This is a genomic window from Escherichia sp. TC-EC600-tetX4, from assembly GCF_019356055.1.
Taxonomy (GTDB): Bacteria; Pseudomonadota; Gammaproteobacteria; order Enterobacterales; family Enterobacteriaceae.
Window position 1 is genome coordinate 308,691 of record NZ_CP079924.1, and the last position, 24,964, is coordinate 333,654.

Consider the following 24,964-nt stretch of genomic DNA (forward strand, 5'->3'; position numbering starts at 1 on the left):
TTTCTGCGTGCTAACAAAGCAGGATAAGTCGCATTACTGATGGCTTCGCTATCATTGATTAATTTCACTTGCGACTTTGGCTGCTTTTTGTATGGTGAAAGATGTGCCAAGAGGAGACCGGCACATTTATACAGCACACATCTTTGCAGGAAAAAAACGCTTATGAAAAATGTTGGTTTTATCGGCTGGCGCGGTATGGTCGGCTCCGTTCTCATGCAACGCATGGTTGAAGAGCGCGACTTCGACGCCATTCGCCCTGTCTTCTTTTCTACTTCTCAGCTTGGCCAGGCTGCGCCGTCTTTTGGCGGAACCACTGGCACACTTCAGGATGCCTTTGATCTGGAGGCGCTAAAGGCCCTCGATATCATTGTGACCTGTCAGGGCGGCGATTATACCAACGAAATCTATCCAAAGCTTCGTGAAAGCGGATGGCAAGGTTACTGGATTGACGCAGCATCGTCTCTGCGCATGAAAGATGACGCCATCATCATTCTTGACCCCGTCAATCAGGACGTCATTACCGACGGATTAAATAATGGCATCAGGACTTTTGTTGGCGGTAACTGTACCGTAAGCCTGATGTTGATGTCGTTGGGTGGTTTATTCGCCAATGATCTTGTTGATTGGGTGTCCGTTGCAACCTACCAGGCCGCTTCCGGCGGTGGTGCGCGACATATGCGTGAGTTATTAACCCAGATGGGCCATCTGTATGGCCATGTGGCAGATGAACTCGCGACCCCGTCCTCTGCTATTCTCGATATCGAACGCAAAGTCACAACCTTAACCCGTAGCGGTGAGCTGCCGGTGGATAACTTTGGCGTGCCGCTGGCGGGTAGCCTGATTCCGTGGATCGACAAACAGCTCGATAACGGTCAGAGCCGCGAAGAGTGGAAAGGGCAGGCGGAAACCAACAAGATCCTCAACACATCTTCCGTAATTCCGGTAGATGGTTTATGTGTGCGTGTCGGGGCATTGCGCTGCCACAGCCAGGCATTCACTATTAAATTGAAAAAAGATGTGTCTATTCCGACCGTGGAAGAACTGCTGGCTGCGCACAATCCGTGGGCGAAAGTCGTTCCGAACGATCGGGAAATCACTATGCGTGAGCTAACCCCAGCTGCCGTTACCGGCACGCTGACCACGCCGGTAGGCCGCCTGCGTAAGCTGAATATGGGACCAGAGTTCCTGTCAGCCTTTACCGTGGGCGACCAGCTGCTGTGGGGGGCCGCGGAGCCGCTGCGTCGGATGCTTCGTCAACTGGCGTAATCTTTATTCATTAAATCTGGGGCGCGATGCCGCCCCTGTTAGTGCGTAATACAGGAGTAAGCGCAGATGTTTCATGATTTACCGGGAGTTAAATAGAGCATTGGCTATTCTTTAAGGGTGGCTGAATACATGAGTATTCACAGCCTTACCTGAAGTGAGGACGACGCAGAGAGGATGCACAGAGTGCTGCGCCGTTCAGGTCAAAAAAATGTCACAACCAGAAGTCAAAAATCCAATTGGATGGGGTGACACAATAAAACAGGAAGACAAGCATGTCCGATCGTATCGATAGAGACGTGATTAACGCGCTAATTGCAGGCCATTTTGCGGATCCTTTTTCCGTACTGGGAATGCATAAAACCACCGCGGGACTGGAAGTCCGTGCCCTTTTACCCGACGCTACCGATGTGTGGGTGATTGAACCGAAAACCGGGCGCAAACTCGCAAAACTGGAGTGTCTCGACTCACGGGGATTCTTTAGCGGCGTCATTCCGCGACGTAAGAATTTTTTCCGCTATCAGTTGGCTGTTGTCTGGCATGGTCAGCAAAACCTGATTGATGATCCTTACCGTTTTGGTCCGCTAATCCAGGAAATGGATGCCTGGCTATTATCTGAAGGTACTCACCTGCGCCCGTATGAAACCTTAGGCGCGCATGCAGATACTATGGATGGCGTCACAGGTACGCGTTTCTCTGTCTGGGCTCCAAACGCCCGTCGGGTCTCGGTGGTTGGGCAATTCAACTACTGGGACGGTCGCCGTCACCCGATGCGCCTGCGTAAAGAGAGCGGCATCTGGGAACTGTTTATCCCTGGGGCGCATAACGGTCAGCTCTATAAATACGAGATGATTGATGCCAATGGCAACTTGCGTCTGAAGTCCGACCCTTATGCCTTTGAAGCGCAAATGCGCCCGGAAACCGCGTCTCTTATTTGCGGGCTGCCGGAAAAGGTTGTACAGACTGAAGAGCGCAAAAAAGCGAATCAGTTTGATGCGCCAATCTCTATTTATGAAGTTCACCTGGGTTCCTGGCGTCGCCACACCGACAACAATTTCTGGTTGAGCTACCGCGAGCTGGCCGATCAACTGGTGCCTTATGCTAAATGGATGGGCTTTACCCACCTCGAACTACTGCCCATTAACGAGCATCCCTTCGATGGCAGTTGGGGTTATCAGCCAACCGGCCTGTATGCGCCAACCCGCCGTTTTGGTACTCGCGACGACTTCCGTTATTTCATTGATGCCGCACACGCAGCTGGTCTGAACGTGATTCTCGACTGGGTGCCAGGCCACTTCCCGACTGATGACTTTGCGCTTGCCGAATTTGATGGCACGAACTTGTATGAACACAGCGATCCGCGTGAAGGCTATCATCAGGACTGGAACACGCTGATCTACAACTATGGTCGCCGTGAAGTCAGTAACTTCCTCGTCGGTAACGCGCTTTACTGGATTGAACGTTTTGGTATTGATGCGCTGCGCGTCGATGCGGTGGCGTCAATGATTTATCGCGACTACAGCCGTAAAGAGGGGGAGTGGATCCCGAACGAATTTGGCGGGCGCGAGAATCTTGAAGCGATTGAATTCTTGCGTAATACCAACCGTATTCTTGGTGAGCAGGTTTCCGGTGCGGTGACAATGGCTGAGGAGTCTACCGATTTCCCTGGCGTTTCTCGTCCGCAGGATATGGGCGGTCTGGGCTTCTGGTACAAGTGGAACCTCGGCTGGATGCATGACACCCTGGACTACATGAAGCTCGACCCGGTTTATCGTCAGTATCATCACGATAAACTGACCTTCGGGATTCTCTACAACTACACTGAAAACTTCGTCCTGCCGTTGTCGCATGATGAAGTGGTCCACGGTAAAAAATCGATTCTCGACCGCATGCCGGGCGACGCATGGCAGAAATTCGCGAACCTGCGCGCCTACTATGGCTGGATGTGGGCATTCCCGGGCAAGAAACTACTGTTCATGGGTAACGAATTTGCCCAGGGCCGCGAGTGGAACCATGACGCCAGCCTCGACTGGCATCTGTTGGAAGGCGGCGATAACTGGCACCACGGTGTCCAGCGTCTGGTGCGCGATCTGAACCTCACCTACCGCCACCATAAAGCAATGCATGAACTGGATTTTGACCCGTACGGCTTTGAATGGCTGGTGGTGGATGACAAAGAACGCTCGGTGCTGATCTTTGTGCGTCGCGATAAAGAGGGTAACGAAATCATCGTTGCCAGTAACTTTACGCCGGTACCGCGTCATGATTATCGCTTCGGCATAAACCAGCCGGGCAAATGGCGTGAAATCCTCAATACCGATTCCATGCACTATCACGGCAGTAATGCAGGCAATGGCGGCACGGTACACAGCGATGAGATTGCCAGCCACGGTCGTCAGCATTCACTAAGCCTGACGCTACCACCGCTGGCCACTATCTGGCTGGTTCGGGAGGCAGAATGACACAACTCGCCATTGGCAAACCCGCTCCCCTCGGCGCGCATTACGACGGTCAGGGCGTCAACTTCACACTTTTCTCCGCTCATGCCGAGCGGGTAGAACTGTGTGTCTTTGACGCCAATGGCCAGGAACATCGCTATGACTTGCCAGGGCACAGTGGCGACATTTGGCACGGTTATCTGCCGGATGCGCGCCCGGGTTTGCGTTATGGTTATCGCGTTCATGGCCCCTGGCAACCCGCCGAGGGGCATCGCTTTAACCCGGCGAAGTTGTTGATTGATCCTTGCGCGCGGCAAATTGACGGGGAGTTTAAAGATAACCCGCTGCTGCACGCCGGTCATAATGAACCTGACTATCGCGACAACGCCGCCATTGCGCCGAAATGCGTAGTGGTGGTTGATCACTATGACTGGGAAGATGATGCCCCGCCGCGCACGCCGTGGGGCAGCACCATCATTTATGAAGCCCATGTCAAAGGATTAACGTACTTGCACCCGGAGATCCCGGTCGAGATCCGTGGCACTTATAAAGCCCTCGGGCATCCGGTGATGATCAACTATTTGAAACAATTGGGCATTACCGCGCTGGAACTGCTGCCAGTGGCGCAGTTTGCCAGTGAACCACGTCTGCAACGCATGGGGCTAAGTAACTACTGGGGTTACAACCCGGTGGCGATGTTTGCGCTGCATCCGGCGTATGCCTGCTCGCCAGAAACGGCGCTGGATGAGTTTCGCGATGCAATCAAAGCACTGCATAAAGCGGGTATCGAAGTCATTCTTGATATCGTGCTCAACCATAGTGCGGAACTGGACCTCGACGGCCCGTTATTCTCGCTGCGTGGGATCGATAACCGTAGCTATTATTGGATAAGAGAAGACGGCGATTATCACAACTGGACCGGTTGCGGCAACACGCTCAATTTGAGTCATCCGGCGGTGGTGGATTATGCCAGCGCCTGCCTGCGTTATTGGGTAGAAACCTGCCACGTCGATGGTTTCCGCTTTGATCTGGCGGCAGTCATGGGCCGTACGCCAGAGTTCCGTCAGGATGCGCCGTTGTTTACCGCTATCCAGAACTGCCCGGTGCTCTCGCAGGTGAAGTTAATTGCTGAACCGTGGGATATCGCTCCTGGTGGTTATCAGGTGGGAAATTTCCCGCCGCTGTTTGCCGAGTGGAACGATCATTTCCGCGATGCTGCCCGTCGTTTCTGGCTACATTATGATTTGCCTCTGGGGGCGTTTGCCGGGCGTTTTGCTGCCTCCAGCGATGTTTTTAAACGTAATGGTCGTCTGCCGAGTGCCGCGATTAATCTCGTCACCGCGCATGACGGTTTTACGCTTCGCGACTGCGTTTGCTTCAACCATAAACACAATGAAGCAAACGGAGAAGAAAATCGCGACGGGACCAACAACAATTACAGTAACAATCATGGTAAAGAAGGGTTAGGCGGTTCTCTTGACCTGGTTGAACGGCGGCGCGACAGCATTCACGCCCTGTTAACAACGTTGTTGCTCTCCCAGGGTACGCCGATGTTACTGGCCGGTGACGAACATGGTCACAGCCAGCATGGCAATAACAATGCCTACTGTCAGGATAACCAATTAACCTGGTTGGACTGGTCGCAGGCAAGCAGTGGTTTAACCGCATTTACCGCCGCGTTAATCCATCTGCGCAAGCGCATTCCCGCTTTGGTGGAGAATCGCTGGTGGGAAGAAGGCGACGGCAATGTCCGTTGGCTAAATCGATATGCTCAACCTTTAAGCACGGATGAGTGGCAAAACGGGCCGAAACAGCTGCAAATTCTGCTCTCGGATCGCTTTTTGATCGCAATTAACGCCACGCTTGAGGTAACAGAGATTGTTTTACCTGCTGGGGAGTGGCACGCCATTCCCCCATTCGCTGGAGAGGATAACCCAGTGATTACGGCTGTCTGGCAGGGACCTGCACACGGATTGTGTGTGTTCCAGAGATGATAAAAAAGGAGTTAGTCATGGTTAGTTTAGAGAAGAACGATCACTTAATGTTGGCGCGCCAGCTGCCATTGAAATCTGTTGCCCTGATACTGGCGGGAGGACGTGGTACCCGCCTGAAGGATTTAACCAATAAGCGAGCAAAACCGGCCGTACACTTCGGCGGTAAGTTCCGCATTATCGACTTTGCGCTGTCTAACTGCATCAACTCCGGGATCCGTCGTATGGGCGTGATCACCCAGTACCAGTCCCACACTCTGGTGCAGCACATTCAGCGCGGCTGGTCATTCTTCAATGAAGAAATGAACGAGTTTGTCGATCTGCTGCCAGCACAGCAGAGAATGAAAGGGGAAAACTGGTATCGCGGCACCGCAGATGCGGTCACCCAAAACCTCGACATTATCCGCCGTTATAAAGCGGAATACGTGGTGATCCTGGCGGGCGACCATATCTACAAGCAAGACTACTCGCGTATGCTTATCGATCACGTCGAAAAAGGCGCACGTTGCACCGTTGCTTGTATGCCAGTACCGATTGAAGAAGCCTCCGCATTTGGCGTTATGGCGGTTGATGAGAACGATAAAATTATCGAATTCGTTGAAAAACCTGCTAACCCGCCGTCAATGCCGAACGATCCGAGCAAATCTCTGGCGAGTATGGGTATCTACGTCTTTGACGCCGACTATCTGTATGAACTGCTGGAAGAAGACGATCGCGATGAGAACTCCAGCCACGACTTTGGCAAAGATTTGATTCCCAAGATCACCGAAGCCGGTCTGGCCTATGCGCACCCGTTCCCGCTCTCTTGCGTACAATCCGACCCGGATGCCGAGCCGTACTGGCGCGATGTGGGTACGCTGGAAGCTTACTGGAAAGCGAACCTCGATCTGGCCTCTGTGGTGCCGGAACTGGATATGTACGATCGCAATTGGCCAATTCGCACCTACAATGAATCATTACCGCCAGCGAAATTCGTGCAGGATCGCTCCGGTAGCCACGGGATGACCCTTAACTCACTGGTTTCCGGCGGTTGTGTGATCTCCGGTTCGGTGGTGGTGCAGTCCGTTCTGTTCTCGCGCGTTCGCGTGAATTCATTCTGCAACATTGATTCCGCCGTATTGTTACCGGAAGTATGGGTAGGTCGCTCGTGCCGTCTGCGCCGCTGCGTCATCGATCGTGCTTGTGTTATTCCGGAAGGCATGGTGATTGGTGAAAACGCAGAGGAAGATGCACGTCGTTTCTATCGTTCAGAAGAAGGCATCGTGCTGGTAACGCGCGAAATGCTACGGAAGTTAGGGCATAAACAGGAGCGATAATGCAGGTTTTACATGTATGTTCAGAGATGTTCCCGCTGCTTAAAACCGGCGGTCTGGCTGATGTTATTGGGGCATTACCCGCAGCACAAATCGCAGACGGCGTTGACGCTCGCGTACTGTTGCCTGCATTTCCCGATATTCGCCGTGGCGTGACCGATGCGCAGGTAGTATCCCGTCGTGATACCTTCGCCGGACATATCACGCTGTTGTTCGGTCATTACAACGGGGTTGGCATTTACCTGATTGACGCGCCGCATCTCTATGATCGTCCGGGAAGCCCGTATCACGATACCAACTTATTTGCCTATACCGACAACGTATTGCGTTTTGCGCTGCTGGGGTGGGTTGGGGCAGAAATGGCCAGCGGGCTTGACCCATTCTGGCGTCCTGATGTGGTGCATGCGCACGACTGGCATGCAGGCCTTGCGCCTGCGTATCTGGCGGCGCGCGGGCGTCCGGCGAAGTCGGTGTTTACTGTGCACAACCTGGCCTATCAAGGCATGTTTTATGCACATCACATGAATGACATCCAATTGCCATGGTCATTCTTTAATATTCATGGGCTGGAATTCAACGGACAAATCTCTTTCCTGAAGGCCGGTCTGTACTATGCCGATCACATTACGGCGGTCAGTCCAACCTACGCTCGCGAGATCACCGAACCGCAGTTTGCCTACGGTATGGAAGGTCTGTTGCAACAGCGTCACCGTGAAGGGCGTCTTTCCGGCGTACTGAACGGCGTGGACGAGAAAATCTGGAGTCCAGAGACGGACTTACTGTTGGCCTCGCGTTACACCCGCGATACGTTGGAAGATAAAGCGGAAAATAAGCGCCAGTTACAAATCGCAATGGGGCTTAAGGTTGACGATAAAGTGCCGCTTTTTGCAGTGGTGAGCCGTCTGACCAGCCAGAAAGGTCTCGACCTGGTGCTGGAAGCCTTACCGGGTCTTCTGGAGCAGGGCGGGCAGCTGGCGCTACTCGGCGCGGGCGATCCGGTGCTGCAGGAAGGTTTCCTTGCGGCGGCAGCGGAATACCCCGGTCAGGTGGGCGTTCAGATTGGCTATCACGAAGCATTTTCGCATCGCATTATGGGCGGCGCGGACGTCATTCTGGTGCCCAGCCGTTTTGAACCGTGCGGCTTAACGCAACTTTATGGATTGAAGTACGGTACGCTGCCGTTAGTGCGGCGCACCGGTGGGCTTGCTGATACGGTTTCTGACTGTTCTCTTGAGAACCTTGCAGATGGCGTCGCCAGTGGGTTTGTCTTTGAAGATAGTAATGCCTGGTCGCTGTTACGGGCTATTCGACGTGCTTTTGTACTGTGGTCCCGTCCTTCACTGTGGCGGTTTGTGCAACGTCAGGCTATGGCAATGGATTTTAGCTGGCAGGTCGCGGCGAAGTCGTACCGTGAGCTTTACTATCGCTTGAAATAGTTTTCAGGAAACGCCTATATGAATGCTCCGTTTACATATTCATCGCCCACGCTTAGCGTAGAAGCTCTTAAGCACTCTATCGCTTACAAGCTGATGTTTACGATTGGAAAGGACCCGGTCGTCGCCAATAAACATGAATGGCTGAACGCAACGTTATTTGCTGTGCGCGATCGTCTCGTGGAGCGCTGGTTACGTTCAAACCGTGCCCAGTTGTCGCAAGAAACTCGTCAGGTTTACTACCTGTCGATGGAGTTTTTGATTGGCCGTACGCTCTCCAACGCCATGTTGTCGCTAGGAATTTACGAAGATGTACAGGGCGCACTGGAAGCGATGGGGTTAAATCTCGAAGAGCTGATTGATGAAGAAAATGACCCAGGCCTCGGTAACGGTGGCCTGGGACGTCTGGCGGCTTGCTTCCTTGATTCTCTGGCGACGTTAGGGTTGCCGGGGCGCGGTTACGGCATCCGCTATGACTACGGTATGTTCAAGCAGAACATCGTTAACGGTAGCCAGAAAGAGTCGCCAGACTACTGGCTGGAATACGGTAACCCGTGGGAATTCAAACGCCACAACACGCGCTATAAAGTCCGTTTTGGCGGTCGCATTCAGCAGGAAGGTAAAAAAACGCGCTGGATTGAAACCGAAGAGATTCTGGGAGTCGCTTACGATCAGATAATCCCTGGTTACGACACCGACGCGACCAACACGCTGCGTTTGTGGAGTGCGCAAGCCAGTAGCGAAATTAACCTCGGTAAATTCAACCAGGGTGACTACTTCGCGGCAGTGGAAGATAAAAACCACTCCGAGAACGTATCTCGCGTACTGTATCCGGATGACTCCACCTACTCCGGGCGTGAGCTGCGCCTGCGTCAGGAATACTTCCTGGTTTCCTCGACCATTCAGGACATTTTAAGCCGCCATTATCAGTTGCATAAAACCTACGATAACCTGGCGGATAAAATCGCGATTCATCTCAATGATACCCATCCGGTACTGTCGATTCCTGAGATGATGCGTCTGCTGATCGATGAGCACCAATTTAGCTGGGACGACGCGTTTGAGGTGTGTTGTCAGGTCTTCTCCTACACTAACCACACGCTGATGAGCGAGGCGCTGGAAACCTGGCCGGTTGATATGCTGGGTAAAATTCTGCCGCGTCACCTGCAGATCATCTTTGAAATCAACGACTATTTCCTGAAAACCTTGCAGGAACAGTATCCGAACGATACCGATCTGCTGGGACGGGCGTCGATCATTGATGAATCCAACGGTCGTCGTGTGCGTATGGCCTGGCTGGCGGTTGTTGTGAGCCACAAAGTTAACGGTGTATCGGAACTGCACTCTAATCTGATGGTGCAATCGTTGTTTGCCGACTTTGCGAAAATCTTCCCGGGTCGTTTCACCAACGTCACCAACGGTGTGACGCCGCGTCGCTGGCTGGCGGTAGCGAACCCATCGCTTTCAGCCGTGCTGGACGAACACCTGGGCCGTAACTGGCGCACCGACCTTAGCCTGCTTAATGAGCTGCAACAACACTGTGATTTCCCAATGGTTAATCACGCTGTGCATCAGGCGAAGCTGGAGAACAAAAAGCGTCTGGCAGAGTATATCGCCCAGCAGCTGAATGTGGTGGTGAATCCAAAGGCGTTGTTCGATGTACAAATCAAACGTATTCACGAATACAAACGTCAATTGATGAATGTGTTGCATGTGATTACCCGCTATAACCGCATCAAGGCCGACCCGGATGCGAAGTGGGTACCGCGCGTGAATATTTTTGGCGGTAAGGCGGCTTCGGCCTATTACATGGCGAAGCACATTATTCATTTGATCAATGACGTAGCGAAAGTGATCAACAACGATCCGCAGATTGGCGATAAGCTGAAAGTCGTGTTCATCCCGAACTACAGCGTTAGCCTGGCGCAGTTGATCATTCCGGCGGCAGATCTGTCTGAACAGATTTCGCTGGCAGGGACGGAAGCTTCCGGCACCAGTAACATGAAGTTTGCGCTTAACGGTGCGCTGACTATCGGTACGTTGGACGGTGCGAATGTCGAGATGCTGGATCATGTCGGTGCTGACAATATCTTTATTTTTGGTAACACAGCGGAAGAAGTGGAAGAACTGCGTCGTCAGGGCTACAAACCGCGTGAATACTACGAGAAAGATGAGGAGCTGCATCAGGTGCTGACGCAAATCGGCAGCGGTGTATTCAGTCCGGAAGATCCGGGTCGCTATCGCGATCTGGTTGATTCGCTGATCAACTTCGGCGATCACTACCAGGTACTGGCGGATTATCGCAGCTATGTCGATTGTCAGGATAAAGTCGATGAACTCTACGAGCTTCAGGAAGAGTGGACCGCAAAAGCGATGCTGAACATTGCCAATATGGGCTACTTCTCTTCTGACCGTACTATCAAAGAGTACGCCGATCATATCTGGCATATCGATCCGGTGAGATTGTAAGTTCACCAATAAATAGAACGGGGCCAAAGGGTCCCGTTTTTTTCCGCCATCATTTCGGAAAAGTGTCCAGAAGGGGCAAGGGGACTCGGGGAGTATAATTTCACCATTCAAAAAGAATGGAAAGAATAATGCAAAACAGAAAATGGATTTTGACCTCGCTGGTAATGACTTTTTTCGGCATCCCCATACTGGCGCAATTTTTGGCGGTGGTTATTGCCATGCTGGGTGTCGGACTTGCCGGTATTATTGAAGTTTGTAATATCCTTATCACGCCAACAATTTACCTTCTGCTCAAAATTTTTATGCTGGCGCTGGGCGCATTAATGCTATTTTTCTCGGGGCGAGTGGGGAACGTGCCTGAGTTTTGTTACGTTGGGTATGATGGCGTGGGCTTTGCGGTAATTCCCTGAATTAAAAAGTAGGTTAGATTTTTGACAAAGTGCGCTTTGTTCATGCCGGATGCGACGTGAACGTCTTATCTGGCCTACAAGACCATGCAAATTCAATATATTGCATAAACCACGTAGGCCTGATAAGCGTAGCGCATCAGGCAGTTTTGTGTTTGTCATCAGTCTCAGGCCAGATTGAAATCTGACCTGATCACCTTACGTTAATTTACGACGCCAGCGATAACCTCTGCTGCGTATACTCCACCAGCCACTGACTCACACGAGATTGTTGATCCGCATTTAGCCACATGCCTTGTTTTGTGCGACGCCACAGGGCGTCGTCGGCGCGGCGGACCCATTCGTGATCCACCAGGTATTTCAGCTCCGCTTCGTAGAACTCATGACCGAAATCTTCCCCGAGATCGCTTACCGTTCCCGCATTGCCGAGCAGCAGCTCGCTGTTGCTGCCGTAAGTGCGAGCGTAATGACGCGCCAGCGATTCAGTCAGGAACGGATAGCGGCGGCGCAGGCGAGCGGCATAATCGTCGCGGTCGCCTTCAATGGCGCCACCCGGTAGCACACTCTCTTTCGTCCATGCCGGGCCAATACCCTGATAATACGGCGTTAGTTTTTCCAGCGCATGTTCCGCCAGTTTTCGGTAGGTGGTCAGCTTACCGCCGAATACCGACAGCAGCGGTGCTTTGCCATTTTCATCATGAATATCAAGGGTGTAATCACGGGTAATAGCCTGCGGCGAGTCGGACTCATCATCACACAGCGGACGCACACCGGAGTAGGTCCAGACGATATCGTCACGGCTTAACTGCTTTTTAAAGTGCGTGTTATACACATTCAGCAGGTAATTGATTTCACTCTCTTCAATCTTCACCGCTTTCGGATCGCCTTTGTACTCGACATCGGTAGTGCCGATGATGGAAAACTCGTCCATCCACGGGATCACGAACACAATACGTTTATCTTCGTTTTGCAGAATGTAGGCTTGCTTCTGGGTATGCACGCGCGGCACCACAATATGGCTGCCTTTGATCAGGCGAATGCCATAAGGCGAAGGCAGATGCATCCCGTCGTCGAAGAACTGTTTCACCCACGGGCCGGTGGCGTTAACCAAGCCGCGCGCTTGCCAGCTATATTTTTTGCCGGTATCGATATCTTCCGCTTCCACAATCCACAGGCCGTTTTCGCGGCGAGCAGAGGTGGCGCGAGTCCGAGTAAGCACTTCGCCGCCTTTACGCACCACCATCTGGGCGTTGGCGAGTACCAGACGGGCGTCGTCTACCCAACAGTCAGAATATTCGAATCCGCGCTTAATTTCCGGTTTTAACACTGAATTTGCGCCAAAACGCAAACCAGTTGATCCCGGCAAGCTGGTGCGTTTACCCAGATGATCGTACATAAACAGACCAATGCGAATCATCCACGCCGGGCGCAGATGCGGACGATGTGGCAGGCGAAAACGCATCGGGAAGGCGATATGCGGGGCCATTTTCAGCAGCACTTCACGTTCAGCCAGCGCCTCGCTGACCAGGCGGAATTCATAGTGCTCAAGGTAGCGCAGGCCACCGTGAATGAGTTTTGAACTGGCGGAAGAGGTCGCGCAAGCGAGATCCTGCGCCTCCAGCATCAGCACGGATAAACCGCGTCCAGCGGCGTCTGCCGCGATACCAGCACCATTGATGCCGCCCCCTATCACAATCAGATCTTTGGTTTCCATGCTGCCCTCATTCACTTTCGTTAAAGCTCATAAATGTTCGTTATCGAACATATTAGCAAAGAATCGCGCTTTAGGTAACATTGAAAAAACATTTTAGAGTGATATGTATAACATTATGGCGTTTATCTGCCGCTTCGACGTAAACTGTGCGGTAAATTTGCCCACTTGTTTGTAAAGAAAGAGAGACGCATGGATCAGTTCGAATGTATTAACGTTGCCGACGCGCACCAGAAGTTGCAGGAAAAAGAGGCGGTGCTGGTCGATATTCGCGATCCACAGAGTTTCGCAATGGGACATGCGGTGCAGGCTTTCCATTTAACCAACGACACGCTGGGCGCTTTTATGCGTGATAACGACTTTGACACTCCGGTGATGGTGATGTGTTATCACGGCAATAGCAGCAAAGGCGCGGCGCAGTATCTGCTGCAACAGGGCTACGATGTGGTCTATAGCATTGACGGCGGCTTTGAAGCCTGGCAACGTCAGTTTCCCGCAGAGGTGGCGTACGGCGCGTAACGCTTTATACTGTCCCCTTTTGTGTGGAATAAGCGACAGCAACGATGTTGATGATTACCTCTTTTGCTAACCCCCGCGTGGCGCAGGCGTTTGTTGATTACATGGCGACGCAGGGTGTTATCCTCACGATTCAACAACATAACCAAAGCGATGTCTGGCTGGCGGATGAGTCCCAGGCCGAGCGCGTACGGGCGGAGCTGGCGCGTTTTCTCGAAAACCCGGCAGATCCGCGTTATCTGGCGGCGAGCTGGCAGGCAGGCCATACCGGCAGTGGCCTGCATTATCGCCGTTATCCTTTCTTTGCCGCCTTGCGTGAACGCGCAGGTCCGGTAACCTGGGTGATGATGATCGCCTGCGTGGTGGTGTTTATTGCCATGCAAATTCTCGGCGATCAGGAAGTGATGTTATGGCTGGCCTGGCCATTCGATCCAACACTGAAATTTGAGTTCTGGCGTTACTTCACCCACGCGTTAATGCACTTCTCGCTGATGCATATCCTCTTTAACCTGCTCTGGTGGTGGTATCTCGGCGGTGCGGTGGAAAAACGCCTCGGTAGCGGTAAGCTAATTGTCATTACGCTTATCAGCGCCCTGTTAAGCGGCTATGTGCAGCAAAAATTCAGCGGGCCGTGGTTTGGCGGGCTTTCTGGCGTGGTGTATGCGCTGATGGGCTACGTCTGGCTACGTGGCGAACGCGATCCGCAAAGTGGCATTTACCTGCAACGTGGGTTAATTATCTTTGCGCTGATCTGGATTGTCGCCGGATGGTTTGATTTGTTTGGGATGTCGATGGCGAACGGAGCACACATCGCCGGGTTAGCCGTGGGTTTAGCGATGGCTTTTGTTGATTCGCTCAATGCGCGAAAACGAAAATAATTCCAGGGATTTATAAATGAAACAAACACAACGTCACAACGGTATTATCGAACTGGTTAAACAGCAGGGTTATGTCAGTACCGAAGAGCTGGTAGAGCATTTCTCCGTCAGCCCGCAGACTATTCGCCGCGACCTCAATGAGCTGGCGGAGCAAAACCTGATCCTGCGCCATCATGGCGCTGCGGCGCTGCCTTCCAGTTCGGTTAACACGCCGTGGCACGATCGCAAGGCCACCCAGACCGAAGAAAAAGAGCGCATCGCCCGCAAAGTGGCGGAGCAAATCCCCAATGGCTCGACGCTGTTTATCGATATCGGCACCACGCCGGAAGCGGTAGCGCACGCACTGCTCAATCACAGCAATTTGCGCATTGTCACCAACAATCTCAACGTTGCTAACACGTTGATGGTAAAAGAAGATTTTCGCATCATTCTCGCCGGTGGCGAATTACGCAGCCGCGATGGCGGGATCATTGGCGAAGCGACGCTCGATTTTATCTCCCAGTTCCGCCTTGATTTCGGCATTCTGGGGATAAGCGGCATCGATAGCGACGGCTCGCTGCTGGAGTTCGATTACCACGAAGTTCGCACCAAACGCGCCATTATTGAGAACTCGCGCCACGTTATGCTGGTTGTCGATCACTCGAAATTTGGCCGTAACGCGATGGTCAATATGGGCAGCATCAGCATGGTAGATGCCGTCTACACCGACGCCCCGCCGCCAGTAAGCGTGATGCAGGTGCTGACGGACCACCATATTCAACTGGAGCTGTGCTGATCCTGCACGGCTTCCCACGTCAGACCAAAACGCGCCAGGTATTTGCGTAGCCGATCCGCGTCATTGACGCTGGCTTTGCCCTGGCGCGAAACGTCAAAAAGCTGGCGTCCGGCTGCGGAAAGCGACTTTGCCTGGCGGCAGATAGCGATAACGTGTTCCAGTTGCATACGGTCGAAGAGATCGATGTTTTCTGCCTCTGCGCCCAGCAACGCCGTAAGCGCGGAGGGGCGGCTCTCCTGCCAGTTATAGCGCAGACGGTTTATCTCATCTTCAACCACGTCCAGAGTGATGCGTCCGCTAGTGGCAAAGGTGGCCATCCGCGTGACGCTGGCAGAAAGTTCGCGAAAGTTACCGCGCCATGTTGCCTGGGGAGAGGTCGCAAAAGCCAACCAGGCGCGCCGCGCTTCGGTGTTAAAACGCACGCTGTCGCCAGTGAGTGAGGCGTGGCGCTCCACTTCATAATCCAGGTTCGGTTCAATATCTTCCTGGCGCTGGCGTAGACCCGGCAGGGTGAAGGTCCAGAGATTGATCCGCGCGTACAGATCTTCGCGAAATTTGCCTTCGGCAACCAGCTGGCGCAAATCGCGCACCGTTCCGGCGATAAGCTGAAAATCACTGCTCACCTGGCGATCGCTGCCAAACGGGTAAAAGGTTTTCTCTTCAATGGCTTTCAGCAGCATTGCCTGTTCGTCTGCGCCCAGTTCGCCAATCTCATCAAGAAACAACATTCCGCCGTTGGCGCTGCGTAATAAACCTTCACGAGATTCCCGCGCCCCGGTAAACGCGCCTTTTACATGACCAAACAGCGTCGACATGGCGGTATCGCCGCGCAGGGTGGCGCAGTTCACTTCCACAAACGCGCCGCTAAACTGATGCCGCGCCTGTTTTAACTCTAAGATGCGTCGCGCCAGAAATGACTTGCCCGCGCCGGTTGGACCGTTAAGCAGAATCGGCGCGCGGGATTTGATCGCCACTTTTTCGATCTGCTCAATCATGCGGTTGAAGTGGGGGTTACGCGTGGCAATGCCGGACTTAAGAAAATCAAGCGTTTGCTGGCGTTCCTCGGCAAAGCGGCTGGCGATGGCGTTATAACGGCTTAAATCGAGATCGATAATCGTTACTTCACCTGGGCCGCGCGGCTGTTCTTTTTTGCGCGGAGGTGAAGATTGTATCAGCCGGGCGGGCAGGTAACGCGCTTCTGCCAGCAGAAACCAGCAAATCTGCGCGACGTGGGTACCGGTGGTGATGTGAATTAAATAGTCTTCTTTTTCTGGCTGAAACTCGTAACCACGGGCGAAATCATGCAGGCAGGCGTAGACCTCTTCGAAATCCCACGGGTTATGCAGTTCAATCTCAACGCTCACCACTTCTGTTTCTGGCGAAACGCTGGCGATATCGCGTTTAAGCGTTTCAAATAGCGAGCGCGAGCGGGCGTCGTGCAACAATTCCAGTCGATCGATGACCAACGATTCTTGCTGGCATAAACAGAGTGTCGGACGCCATTTTGACCAGCGCTGACTGCCGCGCCCGGCATAATCCAGTACGGTACCGACAAAGCCAAAAGCCACTGTTTTACGCATCTTAGATATCCTTATAAAAGACGATATTTCATTATCGGTAAATTGGCTTTGCGGGAAATCTCCGGTTACGGACGTAAAGATATAATCTTTTTTAAAACAATGAATTAAAAAATTAAGCTGCTTATTTAATTTTCTGGCACGACGGTTGCAATTATCAGGACAGCAAACAACGAAAAGAGAAAAACAAAATGAATTACGAATTACTGACCACTGAAAATGCCCCGGTAAAAATGTGGACCAAAGGCGTGCCGGTAGAGGCCGATGCGCGTCAGCAACTTATTAATACGGCGAAGATGCCGTTTATTTTCAAACATATTGCGGTAATGCCTGATGTACACCTGGGTAAAGGTTCCACCATTGGTAGCGTGATCCCGACCAAAGGGGCGATTATTCCGGCGGCGGTGGGCGTGGATATTGGCTGTGGAATGAACGCGCTGCGTACCGCGTTAACGGCGGAAGACCTGCCTGAAAACCTGGCAGAGCTGCGTCAGGCGATTGAAACGGCCGTGCCGCACGGGCGTACCACTGGCCGTTGTAAACGTGATAAAGGTGCCTGGGAAAATCCACCTGTTAACGTCGATGCTAAATGGGCTGAGCTTGAAGCCGGTTATCAGTGGTTAACGCAAAAATATCCCCGTTTCCTGAATACCAATAACTATAAACACCTGGGAACGCTGGGAACCGGTAACCACTTTATTGAAATCTGCCTTGATGAGTCGGACCAGGTGTGGATTATGCTGCACTCCGGTTCACGCGGAATTGGTAACGCCATCGGGACTTACTTTATCGATCTGGCACAAAAAGAGATGCAGGAAACGCTTGAGACGTTGCCGTCGCGTGATCTGGCGTACTTTATGGAAGGTACGGAATACTTTGATGATTACCTGAAAGCCGTGGCCTGGGCGCAGCTTTTTGCCAGCCTTAACCGCGATGCGATGATGGAAAACGTGGTAACGGCATTGCAGAGCATTACGCAGAAAACGGTCAGACAGCCACAAACGCTGGCGATGGAAGAGATCAACTGTCACCACAACTATGTGCAAAAAGAACAGCACTTTGGTGAAGAGATCTACGTGACGCGTAAAGGCGCGGTGTCTGCGCGTGCTGGTCAATATGGAATTATTCCCGGTTCGATGGGAGCAAAAAGCTTTATCGTCCGTGGGCTGGGAAATGAAGAGTCGTTCTGTTCGTGCAGCCACGGTGCCGGGCGGGTAATGAGCCGAACTAAAGCGAAAAAACTGTTCAGCGTGGAAGATCAAATTCGTGCCACCGCGCATGTGGAATGCCGTAAAGATGCCGAAGTGATCGACGAAATCCCGATGGCGTATAAAGATATTGATGCGGTGATGGCGGCACAAAGCGATCTGGTGGAAGTTATCTATACCCTGCGTCAGGTGGTGTGCGTAAAAGGATAAATGATGAAAAGGATGATTGCGCTGGATGGCGCACAGGGCGAAGGTGGCGGGCAGATCCTGCGCTCGGCGCTGAGCCTGTCGATGATAACCGGCCAGCCATTTACCATCACCAGCATTCGTGCCGGGCGGGCGAAACCGGGGCTGTTGCGCCAGCATCTGACCGCGGTAAAGGCGGCGACGGAAATTTGCGGAGCAACCGTGGAAGGCGCGGAGCTGGGGTCGCAGCGTCTGCTCTTCCGGCCCGGCACCGTGCGCGGCGGCGATTACCGCTTTGCTATCGGTAGCGCCGGAAGTTGTACGCTGGTGCTGCAAACGGTGCTGCCCGCGCTGTGGTTTGCCGATGGACCTTCGCGTGTTGAAGTGAGCGGCGGCACCGATAACCCGTCGGCGCCGCCTGCGGATTTTATCCGCCGGGTGCTGGAGCCGCTGCTGGCGAAAATAGGAATTCATCAGCAAACCACGCTGTTACGCCACGGTTTTTACCCTGCCGGAGGCGGTGTGGTGGCAACGGAAGTCTCGCCCGTGGCATCGTTTAACACCTTGCAACTTGGCGAGCGCGGGAACATTGTGCAGATGCGTGGAGAAGTTCTATTAGCTGGTGTGCCGCGCCATGTTGCTGAGCGTGAAATCGCTACACTGGCGGGGAGTTTTTCCCTGCATGAACAGAATATTCATAACCTGCCGCGCGACCAGGGGCCGGGTAATACCGTCTCGCTTGAAGTCGAAAGTGAAAATATCACCGAACGCTTTTTTGTCGTCGGTGAAAAGCGCGTCAGTGCCGAGGTGGTTGCGGCACAGTTGGTGAAAGAGGTGAAACGCTACCTGGCAAGCACGGCGGCGGTGGGGGAATATCTTGCTGACCAACTGGTGCTACCGATGGCGCTGGCGGGCGCGGGGGAATTTACGGTCGCCCATCCCTCATGCCATCTGCTGACCAATATCGCGGTGGTGGAGCGTTTCTTGCCGGTGCGGTTTAGTTTGATAGAAACAGATGGCGTAACGCGGGTGAGCATTGAATGATGCAGAGATGTAAGCCGGATCTGGCGCGTTATCCGGCTAAACTTACACGCCGTACCCCATCATCTTCAGCAATTGCTGGGCGTGTTGTACCGCATCCTGGCGATGGGCCACGCCGAGTTTCTGATACAGATTGCGGATATGCGTTTTGATGGTGGTTGCCGCGACTTCCAGTTCTCCGGCAATTTGCTCATTGCTGTAACCAGAGTAGATCAGCCCCAGTACCTGCCATTCACGTTGCGTCAGCGGGCTGGTGCGGATCAGTTCAGGTACTTCAGGATGATTTAGCAGACGTTCAACGAAATTCTCATCGAAATGGGCGAATTTATGCCGATGATGTTGATTGATTTCTCGCAGAATACGCTGCGCGCGATGCTGTTCCAGTTCCGGCAGCGTATTAAGCTGAATCAGCTGACGCAGTTGTTGCGCCATCGCTTCGCCTTCGATGACAAAATGGCTGATAAATCCGGTGCGATTCGCCAGTTTTAATGCGTCCAGCAACACGCGCTGGGCGTCACTTTTACGTCCGGCCTGCCAGTACAGTTGATTAAGCAGCAACAGGTTACGGTTGAGATCGCTCATCAACCGCAGACTCCGGGCATTTTCATTGAGTTCTTCGAGAACAATTTCTGCCGGTTCAAACTCGCCCAGCAAGATTTGTGCACGGGCAATGTTGCGCCATTGACCTTGCAGGAAGTGGTTGTTCGCAAACTCTGGTTTAGCCGTATGACGCAACCAGTTGGCAGCGGCGGCTTTATCGCCGGTCATTTGCCAGTAAATCACCCGGACTTTGTTGGCGTTAGAGATCCAGTCGCTGTGATATTTGCCATTCCCCAGCAGGTTTTCCAGACGGTTCAGCTGGCTACGGGCGTTATCTAAATCACCACGGGCCAGCGAGCATTGAATCAACATTGCCAGGCACTGAAGCTGTTGCTGTGGCTGATAAGACGACAAGACTTCAATCCCGCTACGCGCCGACGCTTCGGCTTCATCCAGCCGCGCCCAGGCCCATAACAGCTGCGCACGAATGCGCACCAGAAACTCATGCATTGGCAGCTGTTCCAGATGCTGCTCGTTGATCAGCTGGAATGCTTTTTCCTGCGTTTCCCACGCGGTTTGCAGGAACCCTTGGGCAAACAGAATTTCACTTTGCTGGATTAAACTCCACAAAGCGTAGTGCCAGACATCGTGCTGGCGTGCCATCTGTTCGGTTTGCTGCATTAGCGCCAGTGAGCGGGTCAATTCGCCTTTGCAGTGCAGCACTTCACCCAGCACCGAGGTTGCCACAATGCGGCTATAGAACCAGCCCGGCGGCAGCTCTTCCAGTGCCAGTTTTGCCAGCCGTTCCGCTTCATCCGGATTACCATCGTTAATCGCCACCTGGGCGCGCAGAGCGTTAAATTCTGCGTGCATGGTGTCTTCTCTGATGTCCTTGATTTCATGTTCAGCACGGGCTAGCAGGGTGTTAACTTCGCCGTAGCGATGTTGGCTTTGCATCAGCCACGCCTGCAATAACACCAACTGCGGATTTTCCAGCAAGCTGTCCCACGGCAGGGCCTTAAGCGACTCTTCCAGCAGCGACAGTTCGCTATGGTTGAACAGACTCCAGGCGTGATTAAGCAGAATATCGCGCAGCATCAGCGCATCGCCTGCCGCCAGCGCATGATGAATTGCTTCGCTGGGAAATCCCTGGGCCATCCAGCTTTCTGCGGCGGCACGGTGGATTTCCGGCAGCTCCGCCGCCAGTTCCCACTGGCAGCGCTGGCGCAGGAAGTTACCAAACAGCGGGTGATAGCAGAACCACTCGCCGGTATCATCCATCCGCTGTAAAAACAGCCCCTGACGCTCAATCTCTTCGAGGCGCATTTGCCCGTTTTCTTCGCCGGTCACACGGGTGATGAGGGCATCGTTCATTGAGCGCAAAATGGCGCTTTTCAACAGAAAATGGCGCGTTGCGAGATCGACGTTATCCAAAACCTCATCGACCAGATAATCCGAAAGATGGCTGGCATTGATTCCCGCCAGGCGGCGTGCCGACTTATGGGCTGAGTGGGTATTCTGCCGGGCGGAGAGGGCGATTAGCTGTAGTGCCGTCGCCCAACCGGAAACGTCATCGCAAATCCGACTGCTTTCTGCGGCTTCAATCGGCGATGACAGACGGCAATCAAAAAACTGCTTCGCTTCCTGATGGGTAAATGCCAGTTGCTGACTGCCAATTTCCAGCAGTTGATCACGAACACGCAGATTGGCAATGCCCAGTTGCGGAAGGTTGCGTGACAACACCACCAGGGTGAGATTTTCTGGTTGATGGCGAATAAAGAAGCGCATTGACTCGTGGATCACTGGATTAGTGATCAGATGATAGTCATCGATGACCAGATAAAGTGGGCTATGCCATTCCGCCAGCTCAATGAAAAGCTGGGCGAAGAGTGACGTCAGGCTGGCATATTGCCGTTTTTGCGCCATCGTCTCACATATCGCACAGTGACCGTTGGTTGCCTGCTGCACGGCGGCAATGAGATAGCTGGCGAAACGCTCTTGCTGGTTATCACCTTCATCCAGCGAGTACCAGCCGATATCGTTTTTGCCTGCCGCCCACTGGGAAATGAGGGTGGTCTTTCCGTAGCCCGCAGGACTCGTGATCAGCGCCAGCCGGAAGTTGTTCGCGCCGGAAAGTTTAGCCAGCAGGCGCTCACGAACCACGGTATGGTCGAGTCGAACCGGACGACTTAGTTTTGACGGAATCAGCATAGTTAATCACTTCACTGTGGAAAATGAGGAAATATTATTTTTTTTGCGCTTCGTAATTAATGGTTATAAGGTCGGCCAGAAACCTTTCTAATGCAAGCGATGACGTTTTTTTATGTGTCTGAATTTGCACTGTGTCACAATTCCAAATCTTTATTAACAACTCACCTAAAACGACGCTGATCCAGCGTGAATACTGGTTTCCCTTATGTTCATCAGATTCATTTAAGCAAGGGTTTCTTCTTCATTCCTGATGAAAGTGCCATCTAAAAAGATGATCTTAATAAATCTATTAAGAATGAGATGGAGCACACTGGATATTTTACTTATGAAACTGTTTCACTCCTTTACTTAATTTATAGAGTTACCTTCCGCTTTTTGAAAATACGCAACGGCCATTTTTTGCACTTAGATACAGATTTTCTGCGCTGTATTGCATTGATTTGATGCTAATCCTGTGGTTTGCACTAGCTTTAAGTGGTTGAGATCACATTTCCTTGCTCATCCCCGCAACTCCTCCCTGCCTAATCCCCCGCAGGATGAGGAAGGTCAACATCGAGCCTGGCAAACTAGCGATAACGTTGTGTTGAAAATCTAAGAAAAGTGGAACTCCTATGTCACAACCTATTTTTAACGATAAGCAATTTCAGGAAGCGCTTTCACGTCAGTGGCAGCGTTATGGCTTAAATTCTGCGGCTGAAATGACTCCTCGCCAGTGGTGGCTAGCAGTGAGTGAAGCACTGGCCGAAATGCTGCGTGCTCAGCCATTCGCCAAGCCGGTGGCGAATCAGCGACATGTTAACTACATCTCAATGGAGTTTTTGATTGGTCGCCTGACGGGCAACAACCTGTTGAATCTCGGCTGGTATCAGGATGTACAGGATTCGTTGAAGGCTTATGACATCAATCTGACGGACCTGCTGGAAGAAGAGATCGACCCGGCGCTGGGTAACGGTGGTCTGGGACGTCTGGCGGCGTGCTTCCTCGACTCAATGGCAACTGTCGGTCAGTCTGCGACGGGTTACGGTCTGAACTATCAATATGGTTTGTTCCGCCAGTCTTTTGTCGATGGCAAACAGGTTGAAGCGCCGGATGACTGGCATCGCAGTAACTACCCGTGGTTCCGCCACAACGAAGCACTGGATGTGCAGGTAGGGATTGGCGGTAAAGTGACGAAAGACGGACGCTGGGAGCCGGAGTTTACCATTACCGGTCAAGCGTGGGATCTCCCCGTTGTCGGCTATCGTAATGGCGTGGCGCAGCCGCTGCGTCTGTGGCAGGCGACGCACGCGCATCCGTTTGATCTGACTAAATTTAACGACGGTGATTTCTTGCGTGCCGAACAGCAGGGCATCAATGCGGAAAAACTGACCAAAGTTCTCTATCCAAACGACAACCATACTGCCGGTAAAAAGCTGCGCCTGATGCAGCAATACTTCCAGTGTGCCTGTTCGGTAGCGGATATTTTGCGTCGCCATCATCTGGCGGGGCGTAAACTGCACGAACTGGCGGATTACGAAGTTATTCAGCTGAACGATACCCACCCAACTATCGCGATTCCAGAACTGCTGCGCGTGCTGATCGATGAGCACCAGATGAGCTGGGATGACGCCTGGGCCATTACCAGCAAAACTTTCGCTTACACCAACCATACCCTGATGCCAGAAGCGCTGGAACGCTGGGATGTGAAACTGGTGAAAGGCTTACTGCCGCGCCACATGCAGATTATTAACGAAATTAATACTCGCTTTAAAACGCTGGTAGAGAAAACCTGGCCGGGCGATGAAAAAGTGTGGGCCAAACTGGCGGTGGTGCACGACAAACAAGTGCATATGGCGAACCTGTGTGTGGTTGGCGGTTTCGCGGTGAACGGTGTTGCGGCGCTGCACTCGGATCTGGTGGTGAAAGATCTGTTCCCGGAATATCACCAGCTATGGCCGAACAAATTCCATAACGTCACCAACGGTATTACCCCACGTCGCTGGATCAAACAGTGCAACCCGGCACTGGCGGCTCTGTTGGATAAATCACTGCAAAAAGAGTGGGCTAACGATCTCGATCAGCTGATCAATCTGGAAAAATTCGCTGATGATGCGAAATTCCGTCAGCAATATCGCGAGATCAAGCAGGCGAATAAAGTCCGTCTGGCGGAGTTTGTGAAAGTTCGTACCGGTATTGAGATCAATCCACAGGCGATTTTCGATATTCAGATCAAACGTTTGCATGAGTACAAACGCCAGCACCTGAATCTGCTGCATATTCTGGCGTTGTACAAAGAAATTCGTGAAAACCCGCAGGCTGATCGCGTACCGCGCGTCTTCCTCTTCGGCGCGAAAGCGGCACCGGGCTACTACCTGGCGAAGAATATTATCTTTGCGATCAACAAAGTGGCTGACGTGATCAACAACGATCCGCTGGTTGGCGATAAGTTGAAGGTGGTGTTCCTGCCGGATTATTGCGTTTCGGCGGCGGAAAAACTGATCCCGGCGGCGGATATCTCCGAACAAATTTCGACTGCAGGTAAAGAAGCTTCCGGTACCGGCAATATGAAACTGGCGCTCAATGGTGCGCTTACTGTCGGTACGCTGGATGGGGCGAACGTTGAAATCGCCGAGAAAGTCGGTGAAGAAAATATCTTTATTTTTGGTCATACCGTGGAACAAGTGAAGGCAATTCTGGCCAAAGGCTACGACCCGGTGAAATGGCGGAAGAAAGATAAGGTGCTGGACGCAGTATTGAAAGAGCTGGAAAGCGGTAAATACAGCGACGGCGATAAGCATGCCTTCGACCAGATGCTGCACAGTATCGGCAAACAGGGCGGCGATCCGTATCTGGTGATGGCGGATTTCGCAGCCTATGTAGAGGCACAAAAGCAGGTGGATGTGCTGTACCGCGACCAGGAGGCCTGGACTCGCGCGGCGATCCTCAATACCGCCCGCTGCGGTATGTTTAGCTCGGATCGCTCTATTCGCGATTATCAGGCTCGTATCTGGCAGGCAAAACGCTAAGG

Annotated in this window: 15 protein-coding genes and 1 pseudogene; 13 read left to right on the plus strand and 3 right to left on the minus strand. The window is 52.7% G+C overall.

Translation table 11 applies throughout. The features are described from left to right. Positions 1-162 precede the first annotated feature (162 nt). The 7 genes and pseudogenes from asd to yzgL all read left to right on the plus strand — a co-directional run. Positions 163-1,266 carry an aspartate-semialdehyde dehydrogenase gene (gene asd / locus KXD89_RS01425; protein WP_000799956.1) on the plus strand — a complete coding sequence of 368 codons (1,104 nt, stop codon included), beginning with the start codon at positions 163-165 and terminating at the stop codon, positions 1,264-1,266. Positions 1,267-1,538: 272 nt separating this feature from the next. Continuing rightward, positions 1,539-3,725 carry a 1,4-alpha-glucan branching enzyme gene (gene glgB, locus KXD89_RS01435; protein WP_001283723.1) on the plus strand — a complete coding sequence of 729 codons (2,187 nt, stop codon included), beginning with the start codon at positions 1,539-1,541 and terminating at the stop codon, positions 3,723-3,725. Further along, a complete protein-coding gene (gene glgX / locus KXD89_RS01440; RefSeq protein ID WP_000192523.1) occupies positions 3,722-5,695 on the plus strand; it encodes a glycogen debranching protein GlgX in 1,974 nt (657 codons plus the stop codon). Before glgB ends, glgX begins: the two co-directional genes overlap by 4 nt. A 17-nt stretch (positions 5,696-5,712) precedes the next feature. Continuing rightward, positions 5,713-7,008 (plus strand): glucose-1-phosphate adenylyltransferase, encoded by a 1,296-nt coding sequence (gene glgC, locus KXD89_RS01445; RefSeq protein ID WP_000253975.1) that lies wholly within the window; start codon positions 5,713-5,715, stop codon positions 7,006-7,008. After that, positions 7,008-8,441 (plus strand): glycogen synthase GlgA, encoded by a 1,434-nt coding sequence (gene glgA / locus KXD89_RS01450; RefSeq protein ID WP_001197646.1) that lies wholly within the window; start codon positions 7,008-7,010, stop codon positions 8,439-8,441. The genes glgC and glgA overlap by 1 nt, the downstream gene beginning before the upstream one ends. An 18-nt stretch (positions 8,442-8,459) precedes the next feature. Then, positions 8,460-10,907 carry a glycogen phosphorylase gene (gene glgP / locus KXD89_RS01455; RefSeq protein ID WP_000993449.1) on the plus strand — a complete coding sequence of 816 codons (2,448 nt, stop codon included), beginning with the start codon at positions 8,460-8,462 and terminating at the stop codon, positions 10,905-10,907. Positions 10,908-11,032: 125 nt separating this feature from the next. Continuing rightward, a pseudogene (gene yzgL, locus KXD89_RS01460) lies at positions 11,033-11,254 on the plus strand (protein YzgL); the annotation flags it as partial. 268 nt (positions 11,255-11,522) lie between these two features. Here yzgL and glpD read toward each other — a convergent pair. Next, positions 11,523-13,028, minus strand: coding sequence for a glycerol-3-phosphate dehydrogenase (gene glpD / locus KXD89_RS01465; RefSeq protein ID WP_000448136.1), 1,506 nt, complete (start codon positions 13,026-13,028; stop codon positions 11,523-11,525). A gap of 189 nt (positions 13,029-13,217) precedes the next feature. On the opposite strand from glpD, the gene glpE reads away from it, so the two are divergent. The 3 genes from glpE to KXD89_RS01480 are packed head-to-tail and all read left to right on the plus strand — an operon-like array spanning position 13,218 to position 15,194. Beyond that, a complete protein-coding gene (gene glpE / locus KXD89_RS01470; RefSeq protein WP_000371928.1) occupies positions 13,218-13,544 on the plus strand; it encodes a thiosulfate sulfurtransferase GlpE in 327 nt (108 codons plus the stop codon). A 44-nt stretch (positions 13,545-13,588) separates the two neighbouring features. After that, positions 13,589-14,419 (plus strand): rhomboid family intramembrane serine protease GlpG, encoded by an 831-nt coding sequence (gene glpG, locus KXD89_RS01475; protein WP_000928723.1) that lies wholly within the window; start codon positions 13,589-13,591, stop codon positions 14,417-14,419. 16 nt (positions 14,420-14,435) lie between these two features. Next, the gene (locus KXD89_RS01480; RefSeq protein WP_045152757.1) at positions 14,436-15,194 is read left to right on the plus strand and encodes a DeoR/GlpR family transcriptional regulator; all 759 of its coding nucleotides are present in this window, start codon (positions 14,436-14,438) and stop codon (positions 15,192-15,194) included. Here KXD89_RS01480 and rtcR read toward each other — a convergent pair. After that, the gene (rtcR, locus tag KXD89_RS01485) at positions 15,176-16,774 is read right to left on the minus strand and encodes a DNA-binding transcriptional regulator RtcR (RefSeq protein ID WP_001232948.1); all 1,599 of its coding nucleotides are present in this window, start codon (positions 16,772-16,774) and stop codon (positions 15,176-15,178) included. The two genes, KXD89_RS01480 and rtcR, sit on opposite strands and share 19 nt — an antisense overlap. A 188-nt stretch (positions 16,775-16,962) precedes the next feature. Here rtcR and rtcB point away from each other — a divergent pair, with 188 nt between their 5' ends. Continuing rightward, a complete protein-coding gene (rtcB, locus tag KXD89_RS01490; protein WP_001105504.1) occupies positions 16,963-18,189 on the plus strand; it encodes an RNA-splicing ligase RtcB in 1,227 nt (408 codons plus the stop codon). A 3-nt stretch (positions 18,190-18,192) separates the two neighbouring features. Then, on the plus strand, positions 18,193-19,209 hold the full coding sequence (rtcA, locus tag KXD89_RS01495) for an RNA 3'-terminal phosphate cyclase (protein WP_001335950.1): 1,017 nt from the start codon (positions 18,193-18,195) through the stop codon (positions 19,207-19,209). Positions 19,210-19,251: 42 nt separating this feature from the next. Here the strand turns inward: rtcA and malT are convergent, their stop codons facing one another. Beyond that, on the minus strand, positions 19,252-21,957 hold the full coding sequence (gene malT, locus KXD89_RS01500; RefSeq protein ID WP_000906961.1) for an HTH-type transcriptional regulator MalT: 2,706 nt from the start codon (positions 21,955-21,957) through the stop codon (positions 19,252-19,254). Between the two features lie 611 nt (positions 21,958-22,568). Between malT and malP the strand changes: the two genes are divergently transcribed. Then, positions 22,569-24,962: a maltodextrin phosphorylase gene (gene malP / locus KXD89_RS01505; RefSeq protein WP_000081909.1), complete on the plus strand. Its 2,394-nt coding sequence runs from the start codon at positions 22,569-22,571 to the stop codon at positions 24,960-24,962. The last annotated feature ends 2 nt before the right edge of the window (positions 24,963-24,964 follow it).